Below are 14,827 nucleotides of genomic sequence, written 5' to 3'. Positions count from 1 at the left end.
ATCCGCCACTATAACCATACTAGATATCAATGGAATCTAAAAAAGATGACTCCTGTACAGTACAGGAATCATCTGTTACAGGTAGCCTAGGCCTTTTTTTAAAATGTCCTTTACAAGGGGTACACTTTAATGAAGGAATGCTTGTTTTTTTATACCGCTTTATATCCATATTTCTCAAGTTCTGCAAAAATCGTTTTCAGGCGGGGATTGCCTTCTCCTACCACTTTTTCTCCAATCAAAACGACTGGATAAAACATATCCTCTTCAATGACCCGCTTGGCAAAATCGCCTTTTTTTGTGTCTTCCTGCGGCTGGTGAATATCAACATAGCTAATTTTAAAAGGCTGCTGAGGAAATTTCCTTGCAATTGCCGCTTCCAGCCATTCGTATGTTTCCTTGGAGGATGGCATGTTTACACAGCTGGGACAAATCTGCTCAGCACCATAAAGAACAACCTCAACCTCTGTAAATTCCATAAAATCATTCCTTGCTCTTTTTCTTCTATTTTACTATAATTCTAGGGGAAAATTAAATGGCAACTTGCAAATTGGCAGGCCCGTCATCCGGTTTCATACTGTATAATTGACTTTATCTAAGAAAATAGTTTTTTGGGTGATCCGGCAAATTCTGAGAATGGATTTTTACTGCTGGCATCAGTATAATATAATTAGGAAAGGAGTCGATAACTATGTCAGAACAAGAAATGTTTGAACAGGTTTCAGAAGTATTAGATAAATTACGTCCATTTCTTCTTCGCGACGGCGGGGATTGCCAATTAGTTGATGTTGAGGATGGTGTTGTGAAACTTCGCTTGTTAGGTGCATGCGGATCCTGCCCTAGCTCAACTATCACACTTAAAGCAGGTATTGAAAGGGCACTTCTTGAGGAAGTTCCTGGTGTTGTTGAAGTTGAACAAGTTTTCTAAAATTTAAATAGTTAAAGCGATTGCTGTATGTCCAGCAATCGCTTTTTTTTAGGCATTCTGCCATGCTTTATTTACCAGCGTTATCGGAGGCTTACCTGTTAAAACAGCCTCAATGTTATCAACACAAACCTTCATCATGGCTGTTCTTGTTTCAATGGTGGAGCTGCCAATATGAGGAAGGGCGACAACATTATCAAGTTTTAATAGGGGATGATTATGACGTATTGGTTCTTTTTCAAAAACATCCAAACCGGCTCCGGCAATTTCTCCCGTCTTCAGCGCCTCTACTAAATCCTGTTCATTTACAACCGGACCACGGGAAGCATTGACGAAAATAGCCGATTGCTTCATTTTTTTAAATACACTGAGTGTAATCATATTCCGTGTTTCTTCTGTTAATGGTGTTAAACAAACAACAAAATCAGACTGTTCAATTAGTTCTTCAAACGATACATATTTAGCTCCCAATTGCTGTTCCGTTTCCGGTTTTCTTGAGCGATTGTGATAGAGAATGTTCATGTCAAAGCCTGCTGCCCTTTTGGCAACAGCTTCTCCTATTTTCCCCATCCCAAGAATGCCAATGGTTTTATGATGGATGTCATGTCCAATCAAAAGATAAGGGTTCCAGTTTTTCCATCGATCTTCCTTTATGAAACGGGCTGCTTCTTCTAATCTTCTGGCGGATGCCATCAATAAGGCAAAGGTCAAATCTGCTGTTGCATCTGTTAAAACATCAGGTGTATTGCAAACAGCAATCCCATATCTGGTTGCTGCCTCAATGTCTACATTATCGTAACCAACCGCCATATTCGCGACTATCTTCAATTTTTCCCCGACGGAAAATACATTTTCATCGACCACATCCGGCAGCATCGTTAATAAGGCATCGGCCTTTTTTGCTTCTTCCAGCAATACTTCTTTTGGTACTGGCTCCTCCTTATCCTCCCACATATTTACATTGAATTGCTGTGTTAACGGTTTAATCACCGCTTCAGGAAGTTTTCTGGTAATATAAACGTATGGCTTCATCCTCATTCCCTTTCCTTGTCTTTTTTGTCTATTTTACCATAGTCTTCCTGAATTTGTTTAATGATACAGCCATTCCAGCTGGGGCAGGTTGATTCGATTAATAGGCGCTCCGCTCATTTGAAAAAAGCCAGCTAAAAACCGCTCGTTTTCAGATGATTGCCGGAGAATTTTACTCAACTGTTCTTCTAACATCTTCCTAGCCTGTTCTTCTTGTGTGGAATAATAATCCTCAATACAATCAAAATAGTGAAGCGGAAAAATTAATCTTGCATACAACAGCCGCCACGAAAAAGGTGATAGCGGCACAATGCTTTGATATTCGGAAAAAAACTGCCTTAATTCTACATCATAGGTTTGGTTATTACGAAAATACCTCTCTCTTGTCCATTCAGCTAAATCCCTGCTTCGATGATCAAAAATCCAATCAAATGGGTTCTTAACGATATACCGGCCGCCCCATGTATGGGTGGTAAATCGATTATGACAGACCGTCCCGCTGTCGGTTTCCAGCGGTTCATCATCAAGTTCCGTATCAACCAAATATTGTATAGCGTTCTCGGTTAATCCCATATAATAGGGAAAGGATTCAATAAACATTCTTTCGAATTCATCTTCAGGTGTTTGAAACAATAACCCATTCCAAACCCTCTCCATTTGTTCCAGCCTTTTTTCCCATAATCCCTTCCACTGCCCGATTCTCGAGGTCCGTTCAATTTGAAATGGCACCCTTCTGCCACGCTCATGAAACTTGGCTAATTTCCTGCCTAATTTCGTCTGACGCTGCTGCCGCTCCACTTCCATAACCGCCAATACACAATACTGCTTGCCTTCCCACTTGGTAATAAAATTCCCGTCCTTTGAAGGCATAATGACGGGTACCTGCTGATCTCCATATCCCCTGAGATGCTGTGATATGCTGCTCAATTCTTTCAAGTCTTCTTCTTCTTTTCCATGTGGACCGCTAATCAAATACAGCCACCCATCTCCTCTTACTGCATCAAAGGCGTTGATTTTGAATTCCTCTTTCGCATTAATTCCATAATAGGTCCCCAACATTTTCGATAACAAATTAAGCCACCTCTTTTCGGTACACCTTCTAAATTCATATATATGTTTTGAAATGGCAAAACTTGTTCCCTACCTTCTTTTAAAAAAATCACCAGAGAAGCCGGTCACTTTCGTTGATTGTTTTTAATGAATTTGCATATTATAAAATAATAGAGCACGGAGTTAGCTAAATTATACAGAAAAGGTGATATAAGGTATGGCAGATCACAAAAAATTAGATCAAGTCGAAGAAACAGCACGCAGATGGCTGAAGGAAAGAGGCGTGCAAATTAAAGATATTGCAGATTTAGTGTTTTATCTGCAGGAAAAGTATCATGAGAATTTACAATTAGATGATTGTATAGCTAACGTGGAGCGGGTTCTTTCCAAACGTGAGGTACAAAACGCTATTATTACCGGGATACAGCTTGACAGACTGGCTGAAAAAGGAATGCTTGAGGAACCGCTGCAAACCATTATCGGAATAGATGAGAGCTTATATGGGGTTGATGAAATTCTCGCCTTTTCAATTGTGAATGTGTACGGCTCCATTGGCTTTACGAATTATGGTTATATTGATAAGCAGAAACCTGGGATTTTGGCAAGATTAAATGATAAGTCAACAGGGGAATGTCATACCTTTTTAGATGATATTGTCGGTGCGATTGCAGCAGCTGCATCAAGCAGGCTGGCTCACCGGGCAGCAGGTGTAGATGATAAGGATTGATAGGAGAAGCGCAAGCGCCTCCGGAATAAGCGCAGCTTGTTCCTGCGATGATGATTCTTAGCAGCATCCTTAGTGATCAGTTTAAAGGGCTGGCAAATGTTCTGCGGCCCATAAACGCGGTTTTACTTAATGAACAGCATTTTTTTTAACTGCGGGCTGCTTTGAGCTAACGCTTTACGCAGGATTTTCTAGGATCTGATTCGAGAAAGAAGACTTGCGGGGGATGAGGCTGGATTATTTTCAGAGCCAAAATTTAATACTTCTTTACTTTTTAAAAAAAGGATGGCGCGGGCCATCCTTTTTTTAAAACTCCCAATCATCTAAGGAATCAATGGCAAATGTCGGCATTTGGTCATAGCCCGTCAGAAGTTCTTTTGTTGTCACACCAGTGTGGACAAGGAGCGTGTCCATCCCGGCATTTATTCCTGCCAAAATATCCGTGTCATAATTGTCGCCGACCATAATCGTTTCTTCCTTCGATGTACCCAAAACTTTCAATGCCTGCTCCACGATAATGGACTCCGGTTTGCCAATGAAGACTGGCTTTGTTTTAGTTGAAACAGCAATCACTGAAGTTAATGCACCATTTCCTGGAAGCAGGCCTCTTTCAGTTGGAAGGGCAATATCACCGTTTGTGGAAATGAATTTTGCCCCATTTCTGACCGCTAAACAGCCAACAGCCAACTTTTCATAACTAATTGACCGGTCGATTCCTACAACGACAAAGTCTGCGTCTTCTTTAGCCTGCTTCAATCCCTTTTCTTCGATTGCAGTTTGTATCCCTTCTTCTCCAATCACATAAACAGAAGCATCCTTTTTTTGTTCATAAATGTAATTAGCTGTTGCCATGCTTGTAGTAAAAATAAGCTTCTCTTCGGCGGGAATGTCGAATTGAACCAGCTTTTCGGCAACCTGCGCCGGTGTCCGGGAAGAATTATTCGTCACAAATAAATAAGGAATCCCCTTTTCCTTTAATCTTTTTACAAAATCAGAGGCTGCTTCAATCCGCTCAGACCCCCGATACATTGTTCCATCTAAATCAATCAAATAACCATTGTATTTTTTCAAAAGATTCACCCCAATATGGAAAAAAGACCGCATTCACGGTCCAGTTAGTTTTTAAATGCTGAAACAGGTCCCAATTCATTTTCAAGATAGTCACGAACATTTGCAGCAAAAGTGGTTAATGCTGGTACACTGGCCGCATACTGCTCAAATAGCTTTTCGTGATCTACTTCTGTATAGGCTCGTACAAGCGGTTTCCGAAAGCTGATAAGGCCTTTTAAGGATTCTCCTATTTCGGCAGAAACCACCTTTTCATCCATAAGAATATCAATAATATCCTCATAACTTCCAGGGTCACGCATGATAAATCCATCAATCATCGCGTTTCCCACATCTAATACAGACTCCAATGACATTTGTGCAATCCGTTCAAGAGCTGCTTTTTCCAATGGAGACTGCCATTCTTCCCTGCTTGAAAAAAGCTGAACCTGTGCTTCTAAATATACCAATATTGTTCCTATTTTTTCTCGGTCCACAAAATACATTGCTTCCACTTCCTTACGATTTCTATGTTGCTATATTTTTTACCTTGCCACAGACTTTGGCCGCGGGCAAGAATTTCAACAGCACGAACATCGTTTAATCGCAATATCCATGATAGGCTGTTCAACAGCGGCATTCGTTCCTCTATATTGTAGCATATTTTGACAATATTCGTATTTTCCTTTATATAATTTCCCCCAAAATTCTAATGATGTATTTATTCCCATAAACCGGCTTTATTTGTTACTATTAAGAAGATGTGAAAAATGTAAAAAAGGAGACTGCCTTTCATGACAGAACGTTTTTTTCTATATGATGATAAAGAAGATACAAAAACAAGGTTTGTAAGCTTTATGGGGGAACACAAACGGTTTGATTTAGCCATTACCCAAACAGGGCGTCATTATGGAAAACATCTTGTATTGGATATGCAGGGAAACCGCTTTGCTATTATTGGGCAGGATGACCTTCAGGAAGAAGGCTATTTAGAATATGCTTTTCAACTAAATGAAGCGGATGCCGAGGAATTAAGATCTTTCCTAAGTGAAATCGTCTAGGTTTGACACATGTTTTTCCCCTTCCCTGCCATAATAAGGGCAAAGGAGGAGTGAAAATAGAATGGCTGATAATAATGAAAGAGAATACTTTGACCTGTCCAATGTGGAAAAACAAAGGAATTACCTTACCGCTGAGGAATTTCCCGATGGACCATTTGGATCTCCAATCAGACAAGATGAGCCTGTCCAGCTTAAGAGCACTCCATGGAAGGAAGGACAGCGCCGCTATAGTGCTTTCAATTATGAGAATAAATCATTACATCAAGATATGCCGCGGCAGATGGAAGGATCCCATCCAACACATGATGATCCTGATGCCGATGAACAGCCCCCATATAATAAAATACATCAGTGAAAAACTCGCCTCATTGGCGAGTTTTATTTTTTTATCTTTTTTAATACGAAGTAGGCACAGCCAAAATTGCAGTATTCATAAAGGTATTCACTTAATGTACTTATTTTTGTATCGAAGGTTGCCTTTTGGTTTTGATCATCAAAGAATCCCTTTAAGCGGAGCTGGCCATATCCCCAATCACCGACAATATAATCATATCTGGATAAAATATCGCTGTATCTCGCCTTTAGCGCTTCTTCATTAAATCCATTCCGATATTCCTGAAGGAGCTCATAGGCAGTGTTATTAATCATAACCATGCTTTATCACCTCTAATTCGCCACACATGTCTATCTTCCATTATAACCGATAAACCATCAATTACTAAGAAAAAAAATATAGGCTTTGGTCATTCTAATAAAAGGAGGTGTTTCATTTGAAAAAAGCAGCCATCACACTTGGCATATGTGCTATTACAGCTTTAACGGGCTGTTCAAAGGATATGGGTAACAGAGATGTATATGAAGAATCAGGCAATACCGTTAATGTCAATAATGAGCGGCATGAGCTATACCGGGAAGGCGCCGGCAAGTCTATTCGCAATGTCAGCAATGACTATGGCTTTGTCCGCCATCAAAAAAGTCCAGTGATGAATGATAATAGTGCCAATGATCAAAGGTCAGCCATTGACCGGGAACAGCTTGCCCATCTCATTAGTAAATATAGTGTAAATCTTCCGAACGTAAATGACGCTGCCACACTTGTCACTGATAAAGAGGTCTTAGTGGCTTATGCAGCCGATACGAAAGATCGGAAATTAACAGCAGACCAGGTAAAAAGAACAGCAATGTCTGTTGTACCAAGATATTATCATGTGTATGTCACTGATAACAAATCATTAATGCAGGATGTGGAAAATCTTGCAAGCCTTAATTCAACTAATCGACAAGCCCGTGAACAGGTGAATTATGTCATCAATAAAATGAAAAAATCACCTCAAGGGAGCAAGTTAAATTCTGGTGAAGATGCAAACGGTTTGGCACCGGAAGATCAAAACAGAACTCAATAAAATAAAAAGAACTGCAGCCTCTAATTTTGGACTGCAGTTCTTTTCTTAAAAGTAAGTGTTATATTCCGGCCTTGAAAATAGCCCGTTCAAGCGCCAAGAAGGACTTGCACATTTCTTATGCTTCCTGTGCATTTTGTTCTCCAAGCAGCTGCTTATGTTTGGCAGCGGCATTAACCTGTTCATCTGCATGATAGGAAGAACGGACAAGCGGGCCTGCTTCGCAATGATTAAAGCCTTTGCTCATCGCAATTTCCCGTAACTCATTAAATTCATCAGGACTGTAATACTTTTGTACCTTTAGATGTGATCTGGTTGGCTGTAAATATTGCCCAATGGTCATAATATCCACATGATTTGCCCGCAGATCATCCATCACCTCGATAATTTCCTCTTTTGTTTCTCCCAAACCAATCATTAGACTTGATTTAGTTGGGATATCCGGCTGCATTTCTTTTGCACGGCGCAAGAATTCCAGGGAACGGTCATATTTTGCACGAGCTCTGACTCTTGGAGTTAACCGGCGGACTGTTTCGATATTATGATTCAAAATATCTGGCTTTGCGTCCATTAAAGCCCTTAAATTTTCTTCCTTGCCTCCCATATCTGATGGAAGAACTTCAATACTTGTAAATGGATTTTTCCTGCGGATGGCACGTACCGTTTCAGCGAAAACCGCGGCTCCTCCGTCTTTTAAATCATCACGGGCAACAGCTGTGACAACAACATGTTTAAGATTCATTAATTGCACAGAATCAGCAACTCTTTCTGGTTCGGCCCAGTCCAATTCTGTTGGCAGACCCGTTTTTACCGCACAAAACCGGCAGGCACGGGTACAGGTATCTCCAAGAATCATGAATGTAGCTGTCCGGCGTGACCCCCAGCATTCATGAATATTGGGGCAGCGGGCTTCTTCACAAACCGTATGTAAATTTTTTTCCCGCATTAATTTTTTCAATCCTGTATAAGACTCATTTGTATTAAGCTTTATTTTTAACCAATCTGGTTTTCTTAGAACATCATCATTCTTGCTCATTTTTAGCCCCCCCATTGAAAAATACTTCTTCTGATGTCACTTTAACATACGATTCCCGTAACCACAAGATAGCAAACTTTTTTGGTTTGAAACACTTACCATATATTAGCGATAATGAAATTTCTTATAATTCATAAACTAAACTTGTAATTTAATCGGAAGGAGAGATTCCTTTGCGTGCTGCTCTATTCATTGGAGCCTTTCTTTTTTGTTTTAATACAGCATTCACGGTTCAGGCAAAAGAACCGGGTGCCAATCCATACCAAGAAAGAATGCTTCTCTATAAAAAGGTTGAAACAGTTACCCAGGTCCCATGGTATTATTTAGCGGCCATTGACCAATATGAAAGAAATATGCGCTCAGTCCGCCGTGATCTGCCAAAACCAAATGGAGTTTTGGGTATTTATTTCCCAAAGGAAGTTTGGGCAGGGCCGGCCAATCCGAATCTTCTTGAGGAAAATCCTGCAATTATACAATTTTTTAACGGGATTGGAGTTGATGGGAATGGGGATGGCAAGGCAAGCCTGAATCAAGATGAAGATGTCTTATATGCGATGGCCAATTATCTGACAGCCTACGGGGTCGATCACGATAATATAAAAATTGGTTTATGGAATTATTATAAACGCGATCGCACTGTTGGCAGCATCGCGACCTATGCAAAGCTGTACCGCCACTTTGGCAGGCTTGATTTAGACAAGCGGGTGTTTCCTGTGCCCCTTCATAGCAACCACAGTTACCGGAGTACATGGGGAGACAGACGAGGCTGGGGCGGCCGGCGGATTCATGAAGGAACTGACATTTTTGCAGGTTATGGCGTTCCAGTAAGAGCTACTTGCTATGGAGTAGTGGAAATTAAGGGCTGGAATAAGTATGGCGGCTGGAGGATTGGAATCCGTGACATCAATAATACGTACCATTACTTTGCACATCTAAGCGGGTTCGCAAAAGATATCCACGTCGGTCAAATTGTCGAGCCGGGAACGGTAATCGGCGGAGTAGGAAGCACTGGCTACGGTCCTCCTGGAACCTCTGGAAAATTCCCGCCTCATTTACATTATGGGATGTATAAAGACAATGGAAGATTAGAATGGTCATTCGACCCTTATCCACATTTAGCAAGATGGAAACAGCTTGAACGGATGGAAATGAGAAAGAAAAAGTAGGACTGTCCATGCGGATAGTCCTTTAATTTTTCTTCTTTTTGGATTTATCTTGCTTTTCCTCTATTGGAACTTGAAAAGAAGGAGTGACTCCCCCGCCGCTGTTATAAAACTGCGGAACTTCTCCTTCCACCAGCTGGCCGCCGACTGGAATACTTTGCTTTAGCTTCGTTATATCCGTCGCAAACGGTGTAATAATTTGTACGGATACTTCAACGTCTACAGAAACTTCTATCCAAGTATTGTTAATCCCCATTTCTTCTTTTTTTATTTTAACATCCGGTTCCACTTCACCGATCGCATGAAATTTGACGGGAATTTTCGGACCTAGGTTTCCCAATAAGGCAATATTTGTTGATTGCCCCAATGGCACATACCATGTAATGGTTTCATTATCGGACGAATCTTCTGTTTCAATTTCTACATCTGTCAACTGTTCAAGAGAAGCAAGTTTCCCCTGTTTCGCTGCCCTGATATTTTTTTGAATTTGGGCCGTTGTTTCCGCCAAAACCCGGTTGATGAGATCCGTATTTAATTGGGCATTTTGCCCGATACCGTTTTTGCCGGCTGATACAACGATCACATCATTATTTTCTCCAACATTTGTTGTTCGTTTTGTAATGGCCTTATTGATGACAACCGAAGCAATATTTCTTGTTTCCGTTTCAGCATAGCGCATTAACGTAGGTTCGATTCCTTTGTTCACCAGTATGATTCCTATTGCTGTCGATAAAATAAAAAAGACAAAGGATAACAGTATGACATATCGGAATGGCAGCGCTCCCCGCCGCAGGCGTCTTTTGCGAAATTTAGCCAAGTTCATCACCCCTTCTAGCTATATGTATGCTAAAAAAAGGTGAACTAGCCCAAAAAACTTGGCTGTAAGATATGGACAAGCAAAACAAAAAAGCCTGCATTTTAAACAGGCTTTTTAAATCATCTTTAGCAGTGCATCCCTGCCAATCATTCCTTTATGAATGCCTAATGCCTCTGCTTCCAAGGTCACTGACTCCAGCGGAGCATCTAACAGCTGATCAATCGTACGGACTCCAACTGCCCTCCCGGCAATAATCCTACGGTCCTTAAGTTTTTCATTTAGCAGACCGACATCAAGAGCACCGCACATGATATAGCCCTTATCACTCTGAACTGCCAAGAGCGTTGTTTTTGGAAGCTGCACGGACACTGCCAAAAATGTATGGCCGTTAATCTCGATTGGTAAAAGATTAATCAAGAGTCCTACACTCCTTTCCCTACTAACACACTATGTCAATAGGGAAAAATGTGTCCTAGGCAAAGGACTAGTTTTTAAGTCTCCATTTTAAAATATCACGAAGAAATTCAGGAAGAAAATACTTTTTCTCCTTGTTCGGCAAAACTTCTTTAAAGAAATGGCCAAAGGTAAACATATCAGGCAAAGCTAACGAATAAGTTCTTTCCGGTTCTAATTGCTTTTGCCCGACCAAAATCCTGTCTGAATGGATTTCGATTTGGTCATATACAAATATCCCCAAAACAGTTCCCCTAAACCCAAGTCCTTTAATTTCACGATGATGCAGTGATTCATCCATGGATTCCAAAATGATCTTAGATAATTCTGTACCTGTCAGCTCGATTACACATGGGTTAATCGGATGAGGACAAATGGATAACAAATCATATTCTGTAACATCGCCAGATAATGACCCTAATAACAATCCGGCATTGATCATAGCACAATCAGCGCCGCACCATTCCCTTACCGCCTCACACAAAAGCCTTGAGAACACTGTTTCCTGGAATGGATTTGTTTCCAGTGTCTCGTTCAATGTCGTGACTTTATTTTGCAATAATCCTTTACCCTCATTAAAAAATGAATCGATTTGCTCTGCCTCGTTCACTACAGCTGGAAGAGATTCTACTTCATATAGAACTGCCTGTTTGTTTTGAACCGTTTTTTGCTGATCAAGCTCCAATGTTACATGTCCAACATAAAACCCAAACTTCCCTGCTGCTCCAAGAAGTGTATCATGGACCAGTTTTCCTTTTTCAAGAACATGGTGGGTATGAGCACCCAAGATTATATCCAGTTCCGGAAACTCTTCAGCTAACTGTTCATCCATGCTGAGACCGAGATGAGAAAGAAGGATCATGACATCTGACTGCTCTTTTACCTCATCTATCCATTTTTTCAATTCCTCAACAGGATCAGTGCATTTCCATTCAAGCAAATGATATAAATGGGGAAAGTTTACTGTTAACCCGATTACACCGAGCTTTGTCCCTTTTTTTGTTTGAAAAATCTTGTATGGACGCACCCAGTCAGGGTATTTCCCATTTGTATAATAAAAGTTTGCTGACAGTACATCAAAATGCGCATGATCATACAGATGATTTAAATCATCATGTGGAAGATTGACTCCTTCATTATTCCCGATTGTCACCGCATCATATTGAAGTTCATTTAAAAGCTTGATATTTTCCTTCCCCATCGTCGCCTCCGTTAATGGATGCCAGCGATCAATAAAATCACCAATATCAAAGAGGAAGAACTCTTCATCGGCTGTTAAATGACGTTCCCTTTCTTGCTCAATGAAATGATGGAGTCTTGGCCAATGCTCTAAATGGCTGTGAACATCATTTGTATGATAAACATGAATTTTTTCCATATCAACACTACCCTGTTATTCCTTCATAAATTAGCCGTACGGCAACTACTATGAGGATAATTCGAATGATTAATACAATTGTTTTACTCTTAAGCCTTGAATTTAAATAAACCCCCACTTTTGCCCCGATCCAAGCGCCTGGAACCAATGCCAGTGCATAAAGCCAATTAACATTTCCCAGGGCAATATGTGTAATGGAGCTTAAAATCGAAGTGGGCAGAATCATAAACATTGAAGTCGCAGTGGCTACATGCGGCGGAAAGAAAAATAACAAAATCATGGTTGGAACCATTAAAGATCCCCCGCCAATTCCAAATATACCAGACAGGAAGCCGACAATAAAGGAGATGACCACAGCTAAAATTGGATTAAAGCCATATTCAAAGGTTTCCCCGCTATTATCGGTAAAACTTCGGACAATCCCTTTTTCCTTTTTATATGGAAGAGGTTTTAACTTTTCCTTTATCACCATGACAATAGAGACGAACAAAATAAAAATCCCAAAATAAATATTAAAAGAGTGCAAGTCTAATTTTTCCGTCACCCATGCCCCAAGGATACTCCCTGGTCCGCTTCCGATAAGGAAGATAAGTCCGCTTTTATAGTCAACCGTTTTAAGCTTCAAGTAAGCCAATGTGGACGAAAGGCCTGTAAAAATCATGGTAAACAGCGATGTCCCGACAACCACCTGTGGAGTCAGATGACTAAAGGCTGTAAGTGTTGATAAATACAGCAAAGCCGGCACCACAATGATTCCGCCGCCCATGCCGATCAGCGACCCCAATGAACTGGCCGCAATTCCTACTAAAAGTAATATAATCCATTCCATATTTTCACCTTCTACATTCCTAAATTAACGTGTTTTCCTGCCGTCATACATCCTTACTTTTAAAATAAATCCAGCTGTCTTGGAGCAAGTCCTTCATATTCAATATGTAAAAGCTGCATCATCTGTTTCGCATTATCTGCCGCATCCCCGCCGGAATTATTATTAAACAAAAGATATAAATCTTTGCTTGTCTTCGTTAATTTTATAATTTGTTCTGCCCATTCCTCAAGCTCTTCTTTGTTATAGCGGTAAAGATAGCGGACTTCGCGCCAATCTTCAGAAGATCGTCTTTGCTTTTGCCAGCCGTAAATATTCCTCCCATGAAATCGGACTAACACTTTATCAGGATGCGTGGTTTCTAAGATTGCCGGTATAGATCCTTCGCCTGCCTGCGGCTCATCACATTATATTAGATATATGTTTGTGTGAAATTAACTTTTCCCTTTAATATCATATGTTATATCAATTTCACCCAAATGTATTTGTGCGAAATAAATTAATTTAAACAAAAATTTAAGTATTTTATGTATAAAAATACAATTTTATTGAATTTATATTTGTGTTTCTCTTGCTTGGTGCATCAAGTGAAAACCGTCACGATTTTCTAAGGAAAAACCATTTCCTTTTTAGTCTTTCTAAAAATTCAAGAAGCTCCTTTGTTTCCCTTTCTCGTTTAGCAGTCATTGGAGAAGGAGAAGGAAGGGGGCAATAAACTCTTGATTTAGCCACGAATTTCTTTGCACCCATTGTTAAAATACCCCCTTAGTATCCTAATTTTGCAAGAAGTCGAAGAGCTTTTTCATTCATTTTCCGTACTTTTTCCAAATCAGATTCATGGTCAACAGACATCGGTCTTCTATTGGGATTAACTATCGGGGTTCTTTTCTTCCATTTTAATGACATTGAAACCACCTCATTATAAATGTAATTTTTCCAAATCATTTTCTAAACCTTACATCTATATGTAAATCAGTGTAAAAATTTGAAATCACAAATGGAAAAACCACCCCAAGCTCCGCATTAGGCAAAAAGGTGGCTTCCTGGTCGTTCTCGTAAATAACCTTTAATGAACCAAACCTTAAAGCTCGGTTATATGGACAACGATAAATGTCCAGTATCGTTATCCACTTTAAGATTACAATAAAAAGGGATATAACACCAGTATAAGAAAAGTTTAAAAAAACAAACTTCCCTGTAAAAATGGTAGAGAAGTTTTCGATGCTGACCTGTATTTTTTATAATGACCGCATGTAAGAATTTTCAAGGGTCAATTCTAATACTGCCAATGCTTGGGAGTGAATTTTTTTATCCTTATCATTGATATCTTGTTCCAATTGATACTTCAATGCTTGAATCTGTTTTTCCAGTTTCTTTTTATCAGATGAGATGACAGCATGAATCGGCATAACTATCGCTCCTCCAAAAAATAACAAGTTATTTATTCATTAATCTTCGTATTGTTTCCGCAGACTCTAATCCTTGTTTCTCCGTTTCAATAAATTTATCATCTTCGCTGTTGTAATAATAACGATAATACCAAAGAGAATTCGTATCGAGAACATAGCAATAGATATATAAAGTATTATTTTTCTTGTTATATTGATACTCATGATTCATGTTGAGCGAACGACCAAATTGTAAAACCACTTGTTCAACAATCTCTGTGCATTTTCGTTCCATTTCCATTTCTTCCACGATTTCTCCCAATTCCTTTCGGGTTTTTATCGGCAAGTTTTTCACCATTGTTTCTAATCCTACATTCTGCATTAATAACAAAAGCATTTTTATCCGTTCGTCTTCGCTGAAAAACAGATTGTTCTCAAACATTTCAACCTTTTCTGGAGTATATTCTTTATACTGGTCAAATGTTATCTTTTGCGGTTCTCTGTGAGGTTTAAGCTCCATTACCAACACTCCC

At 39.8% G+C, this 14,827-nt stretch carries 20 protein-coding genes and 2 pseudogenes; 7 read left to right on the top strand and 15 right to left on the bottom strand.

Going from position 1 to position 14,827, the window contains the following annotated elements; translation table 11 throughout:
- The coding region (locus tag M3183_RS05760) for an IS3 family transposase (protein WP_251467466.1) at positions 1-90 on the top strand (90 nt) is incomplete at its 5' end.
- Positions 91-149: 59 nt separating this feature from the next.
- Here M3183_RS05760 and M3183_RS05755 read toward each other — a convergent pair.
- Positions 150-476, bottom strand: coding sequence for a YuzD family protein (locus tag M3183_RS05755; protein WP_251467431.1), 327 nt, complete (start codon positions 474-476; stop codon positions 150-152).
- 157 nt (positions 477-633) lie between these two features.
- Here M3183_RS05755 and M3183_RS05750 point away from each other — a divergent pair.
- A pseudogene (locus tag M3183_RS05750) lies at positions 634-925 on the top strand (NifU family protein).
- Between the two features lie 48 nt (positions 926-973).
- Here the strand turns inward: M3183_RS05750 and M3183_RS05745 are convergent.
- Both M3183_RS05745 and yutH read right to left on the bottom strand, forming a co-directional pair.
- Positions 974-1,954 carry a 2-hydroxyacid dehydrogenase gene (locus M3183_RS05745; protein ID WP_251467428.1) on the bottom strand — a complete coding sequence of 327 codons (981 nt, stop codon included), beginning with the start codon at positions 1,952-1,954 and terminating at the stop codon, positions 974-976.
- 57 nt (positions 1,955-2,011) lie between these two features.
- Complete coding sequence (yutH, locus tag M3183_RS05740; protein WP_251467425.1) at positions 2,012-3,022, bottom strand: spore coat putative kinase YutH; 1,011 nt, start codon at positions 3,020-3,022, stop codon at positions 2,012-2,014.
- Positions 3,023-3,218: 196 nt separating this feature from the next.
- On the opposite strand from yutH, the gene M3183_RS05735 reads away from it, so the two are divergent.
- The gene (locus tag M3183_RS05735; protein ID WP_251467423.1) at positions 3,219-3,728 is read left to right on the top strand and encodes a phosphatidylglycerophosphatase A family protein; all 510 of its coding nucleotides are present in this window, start codon (positions 3,219-3,221) and stop codon (positions 3,726-3,728) included.
- A 303-nt stretch (positions 3,729-4,031) separates the two neighbouring features.
- On the opposite strand, the gene M3183_RS05730 is transcribed toward M3183_RS05735, so the two are convergent.
- Together M3183_RS05730 and M3183_RS05725 are read right to left on the bottom strand one after the other, a co-directional pair.
- Positions 4,032-4,796 carry a TIGR01457 family HAD-type hydrolase gene (locus tag M3183_RS05730; protein ID WP_251467420.1) on the bottom strand — a complete coding sequence of 255 codons (765 nt, stop codon included), beginning with the start codon at positions 4,794-4,796 and terminating at the stop codon, positions 4,032-4,034.
- Positions 4,797-4,840: 44 nt separating this feature from the next.
- Positions 4,841-5,278: a DUF86 domain-containing protein gene (locus M3183_RS05725; RefSeq protein WP_251467417.1), complete on the bottom strand. Its 438-nt coding sequence runs from the start codon at positions 5,276-5,278 to the stop codon at positions 4,841-4,843.
- A gap of 288 nt (positions 5,279-5,566) precedes the next feature.
- On the opposite strand from M3183_RS05725, the gene M3183_RS05720 reads away from it, so the two are divergent.
- Positions 5,567-5,833 (top strand): DUF3055 domain-containing protein, encoded by a 267-nt coding sequence (locus tag M3183_RS05720; protein WP_251467414.1) that lies wholly within the window; start codon positions 5,567-5,569, stop codon positions 5,831-5,833.
- 61 nt (positions 5,834-5,894) lie between these two features.
- The gene (locus M3183_RS05715) at positions 5,895-6,188 is read left to right on the top strand and encodes a cytosolic protein (RefSeq protein WP_251467411.1); all 294 of its coding nucleotides are present in this window, start codon (positions 5,895-5,897) and stop codon (positions 6,186-6,188) included.
- 23 nt (positions 6,189-6,211) lie between these two features.
- On the opposite strand, the gene M3183_RS05710 is transcribed toward M3183_RS05715, so the two are convergent.
- Positions 6,212-6,487 carry a YutD family protein gene (locus M3183_RS05710; protein ID WP_251467407.1) on the bottom strand — a complete coding sequence of 92 codons (276 nt, stop codon included), beginning with the start codon at positions 6,485-6,487 and terminating at the stop codon, positions 6,212-6,214.
- 116 nt (positions 6,488-6,603) lie between these two features.
- Between M3183_RS05710 and M3183_RS05705 the strand changes: the two genes are divergently transcribed.
- The gene (locus M3183_RS05705; protein ID WP_285878721.1) at positions 6,604-7,236 is read left to right on the top strand and encodes a YhcN/YlaJ family sporulation lipoprotein; all 633 of its coding nucleotides are present in this window, start codon (positions 6,604-6,606) and stop codon (positions 7,234-7,236) included.
- Between the two features lie 115 nt (positions 7,237-7,351).
- Here the strand turns inward: M3183_RS05705 and lipA are convergent, their stop codons facing one another.
- The gene (gene lipA, locus M3183_RS05700; RefSeq protein ID WP_251467401.1) at positions 7,352-8,269 is read right to left on the bottom strand and encodes a lipoyl synthase; all 918 of its coding nucleotides are present in this window, start codon (positions 8,267-8,269) and stop codon (positions 7,352-7,354) included.
- Between the two features lie 173 nt (positions 8,270-8,442).
- Here lipA and M3183_RS05695 point away from each other — a divergent pair, with 173 nt between their 5' ends.
- Complete coding sequence (locus M3183_RS05695; protein ID WP_251467399.1) at positions 8,443-9,435, top strand: M23 family metallopeptidase; 993 nt, start codon at positions 8,443-8,445, stop codon at positions 9,433-9,435.
- Positions 9,436-9,457: 22 nt separating this feature from the next.
- Here M3183_RS05695 and yunB read toward each other — a convergent pair whose 3' ends face one another.
- The 8 genes and pseudogenes from yunB to M3183_RS05655 form a co-directional block, all read right to left on the bottom strand.
- On the bottom strand, positions 9,458-10,255 hold the full coding sequence (gene yunB, locus M3183_RS05690; RefSeq protein ID WP_251467397.1) for a sporulation protein YunB: 798 nt from the start codon (positions 10,253-10,255) through the stop codon (positions 9,458-9,460).
- Positions 10,256-10,363: 108 nt separating this feature from the next.
- Positions 10,364-10,666 carry a YunC family protein gene (locus tag M3183_RS05685; protein WP_251467395.1) on the bottom strand — a complete coding sequence of 101 codons (303 nt, stop codon included), beginning with the start codon at positions 10,664-10,666 and terminating at the stop codon, positions 10,364-10,366.
- A gap of 67 nt (positions 10,667-10,733) precedes the next feature.
- Entirely contained in the window at positions 10,734-12,080 is a 1,347-nt protein-coding gene (locus M3183_RS05680; RefSeq protein WP_251467394.1) for a bifunctional metallophosphatase/5'-nucleotidase, read from the bottom strand.
- A 7-nt stretch (positions 12,081-12,087) separates the two neighbouring features.
- Entirely contained in the window at positions 12,088-12,909 is an 822-nt protein-coding gene (locus M3183_RS05675; RefSeq protein ID WP_251467393.1) for a sulfite exporter TauE/SafE family protein, read from the bottom strand.
- A 59-nt stretch (positions 12,910-12,968) separates the two neighbouring features.
- A pseudogene (locus M3183_RS05670) lies at positions 12,969-13,313 on the bottom strand (DUF72 domain-containing protein); the annotation flags it as partial.
- A gap of 358 nt (positions 13,314-13,671) precedes the next feature.
- Complete coding sequence (locus M3183_RS05665; protein ID WP_251467392.1) at positions 13,672-13,812, bottom strand: hypothetical protein; 141 nt, start codon at positions 13,810-13,812, stop codon at positions 13,672-13,674.
- A gap of 332 nt (positions 13,813-14,144) precedes the next feature.
- The gene (locus tag M3183_RS05660; RefSeq protein WP_251467390.1) at positions 14,145-14,315 is read right to left on the bottom strand and encodes a hypothetical protein; all 171 of its coding nucleotides are present in this window, start codon (positions 14,313-14,315) and stop codon (positions 14,145-14,147) included.
- A 28-nt stretch (positions 14,316-14,343) separates the two neighbouring features.
- The gene (locus tag M3183_RS05655; RefSeq protein WP_251467389.1) at positions 14,344-14,814 is read right to left on the bottom strand and encodes a hypothetical protein; all 471 of its coding nucleotides are present in this window, start codon (positions 14,812-14,814) and stop codon (positions 14,344-14,346) included.
- Positions 14,815-14,827 lie beyond the last annotated feature (13 nt).

The organism is Neobacillus mesonae (genome assembly GCF_023715155.1).
Classification (GTDB): domain Bacteria; phylum Bacillota; class Bacilli; order Bacillales; family Cytobacillaceae; genus Neobacillus; species Neobacillus mesonae_A.
The sequence above is the reverse complement of the archived record's forward strand: the minus strand, read 5'-3'. Positions and strand labels throughout refer to the sequence as shown.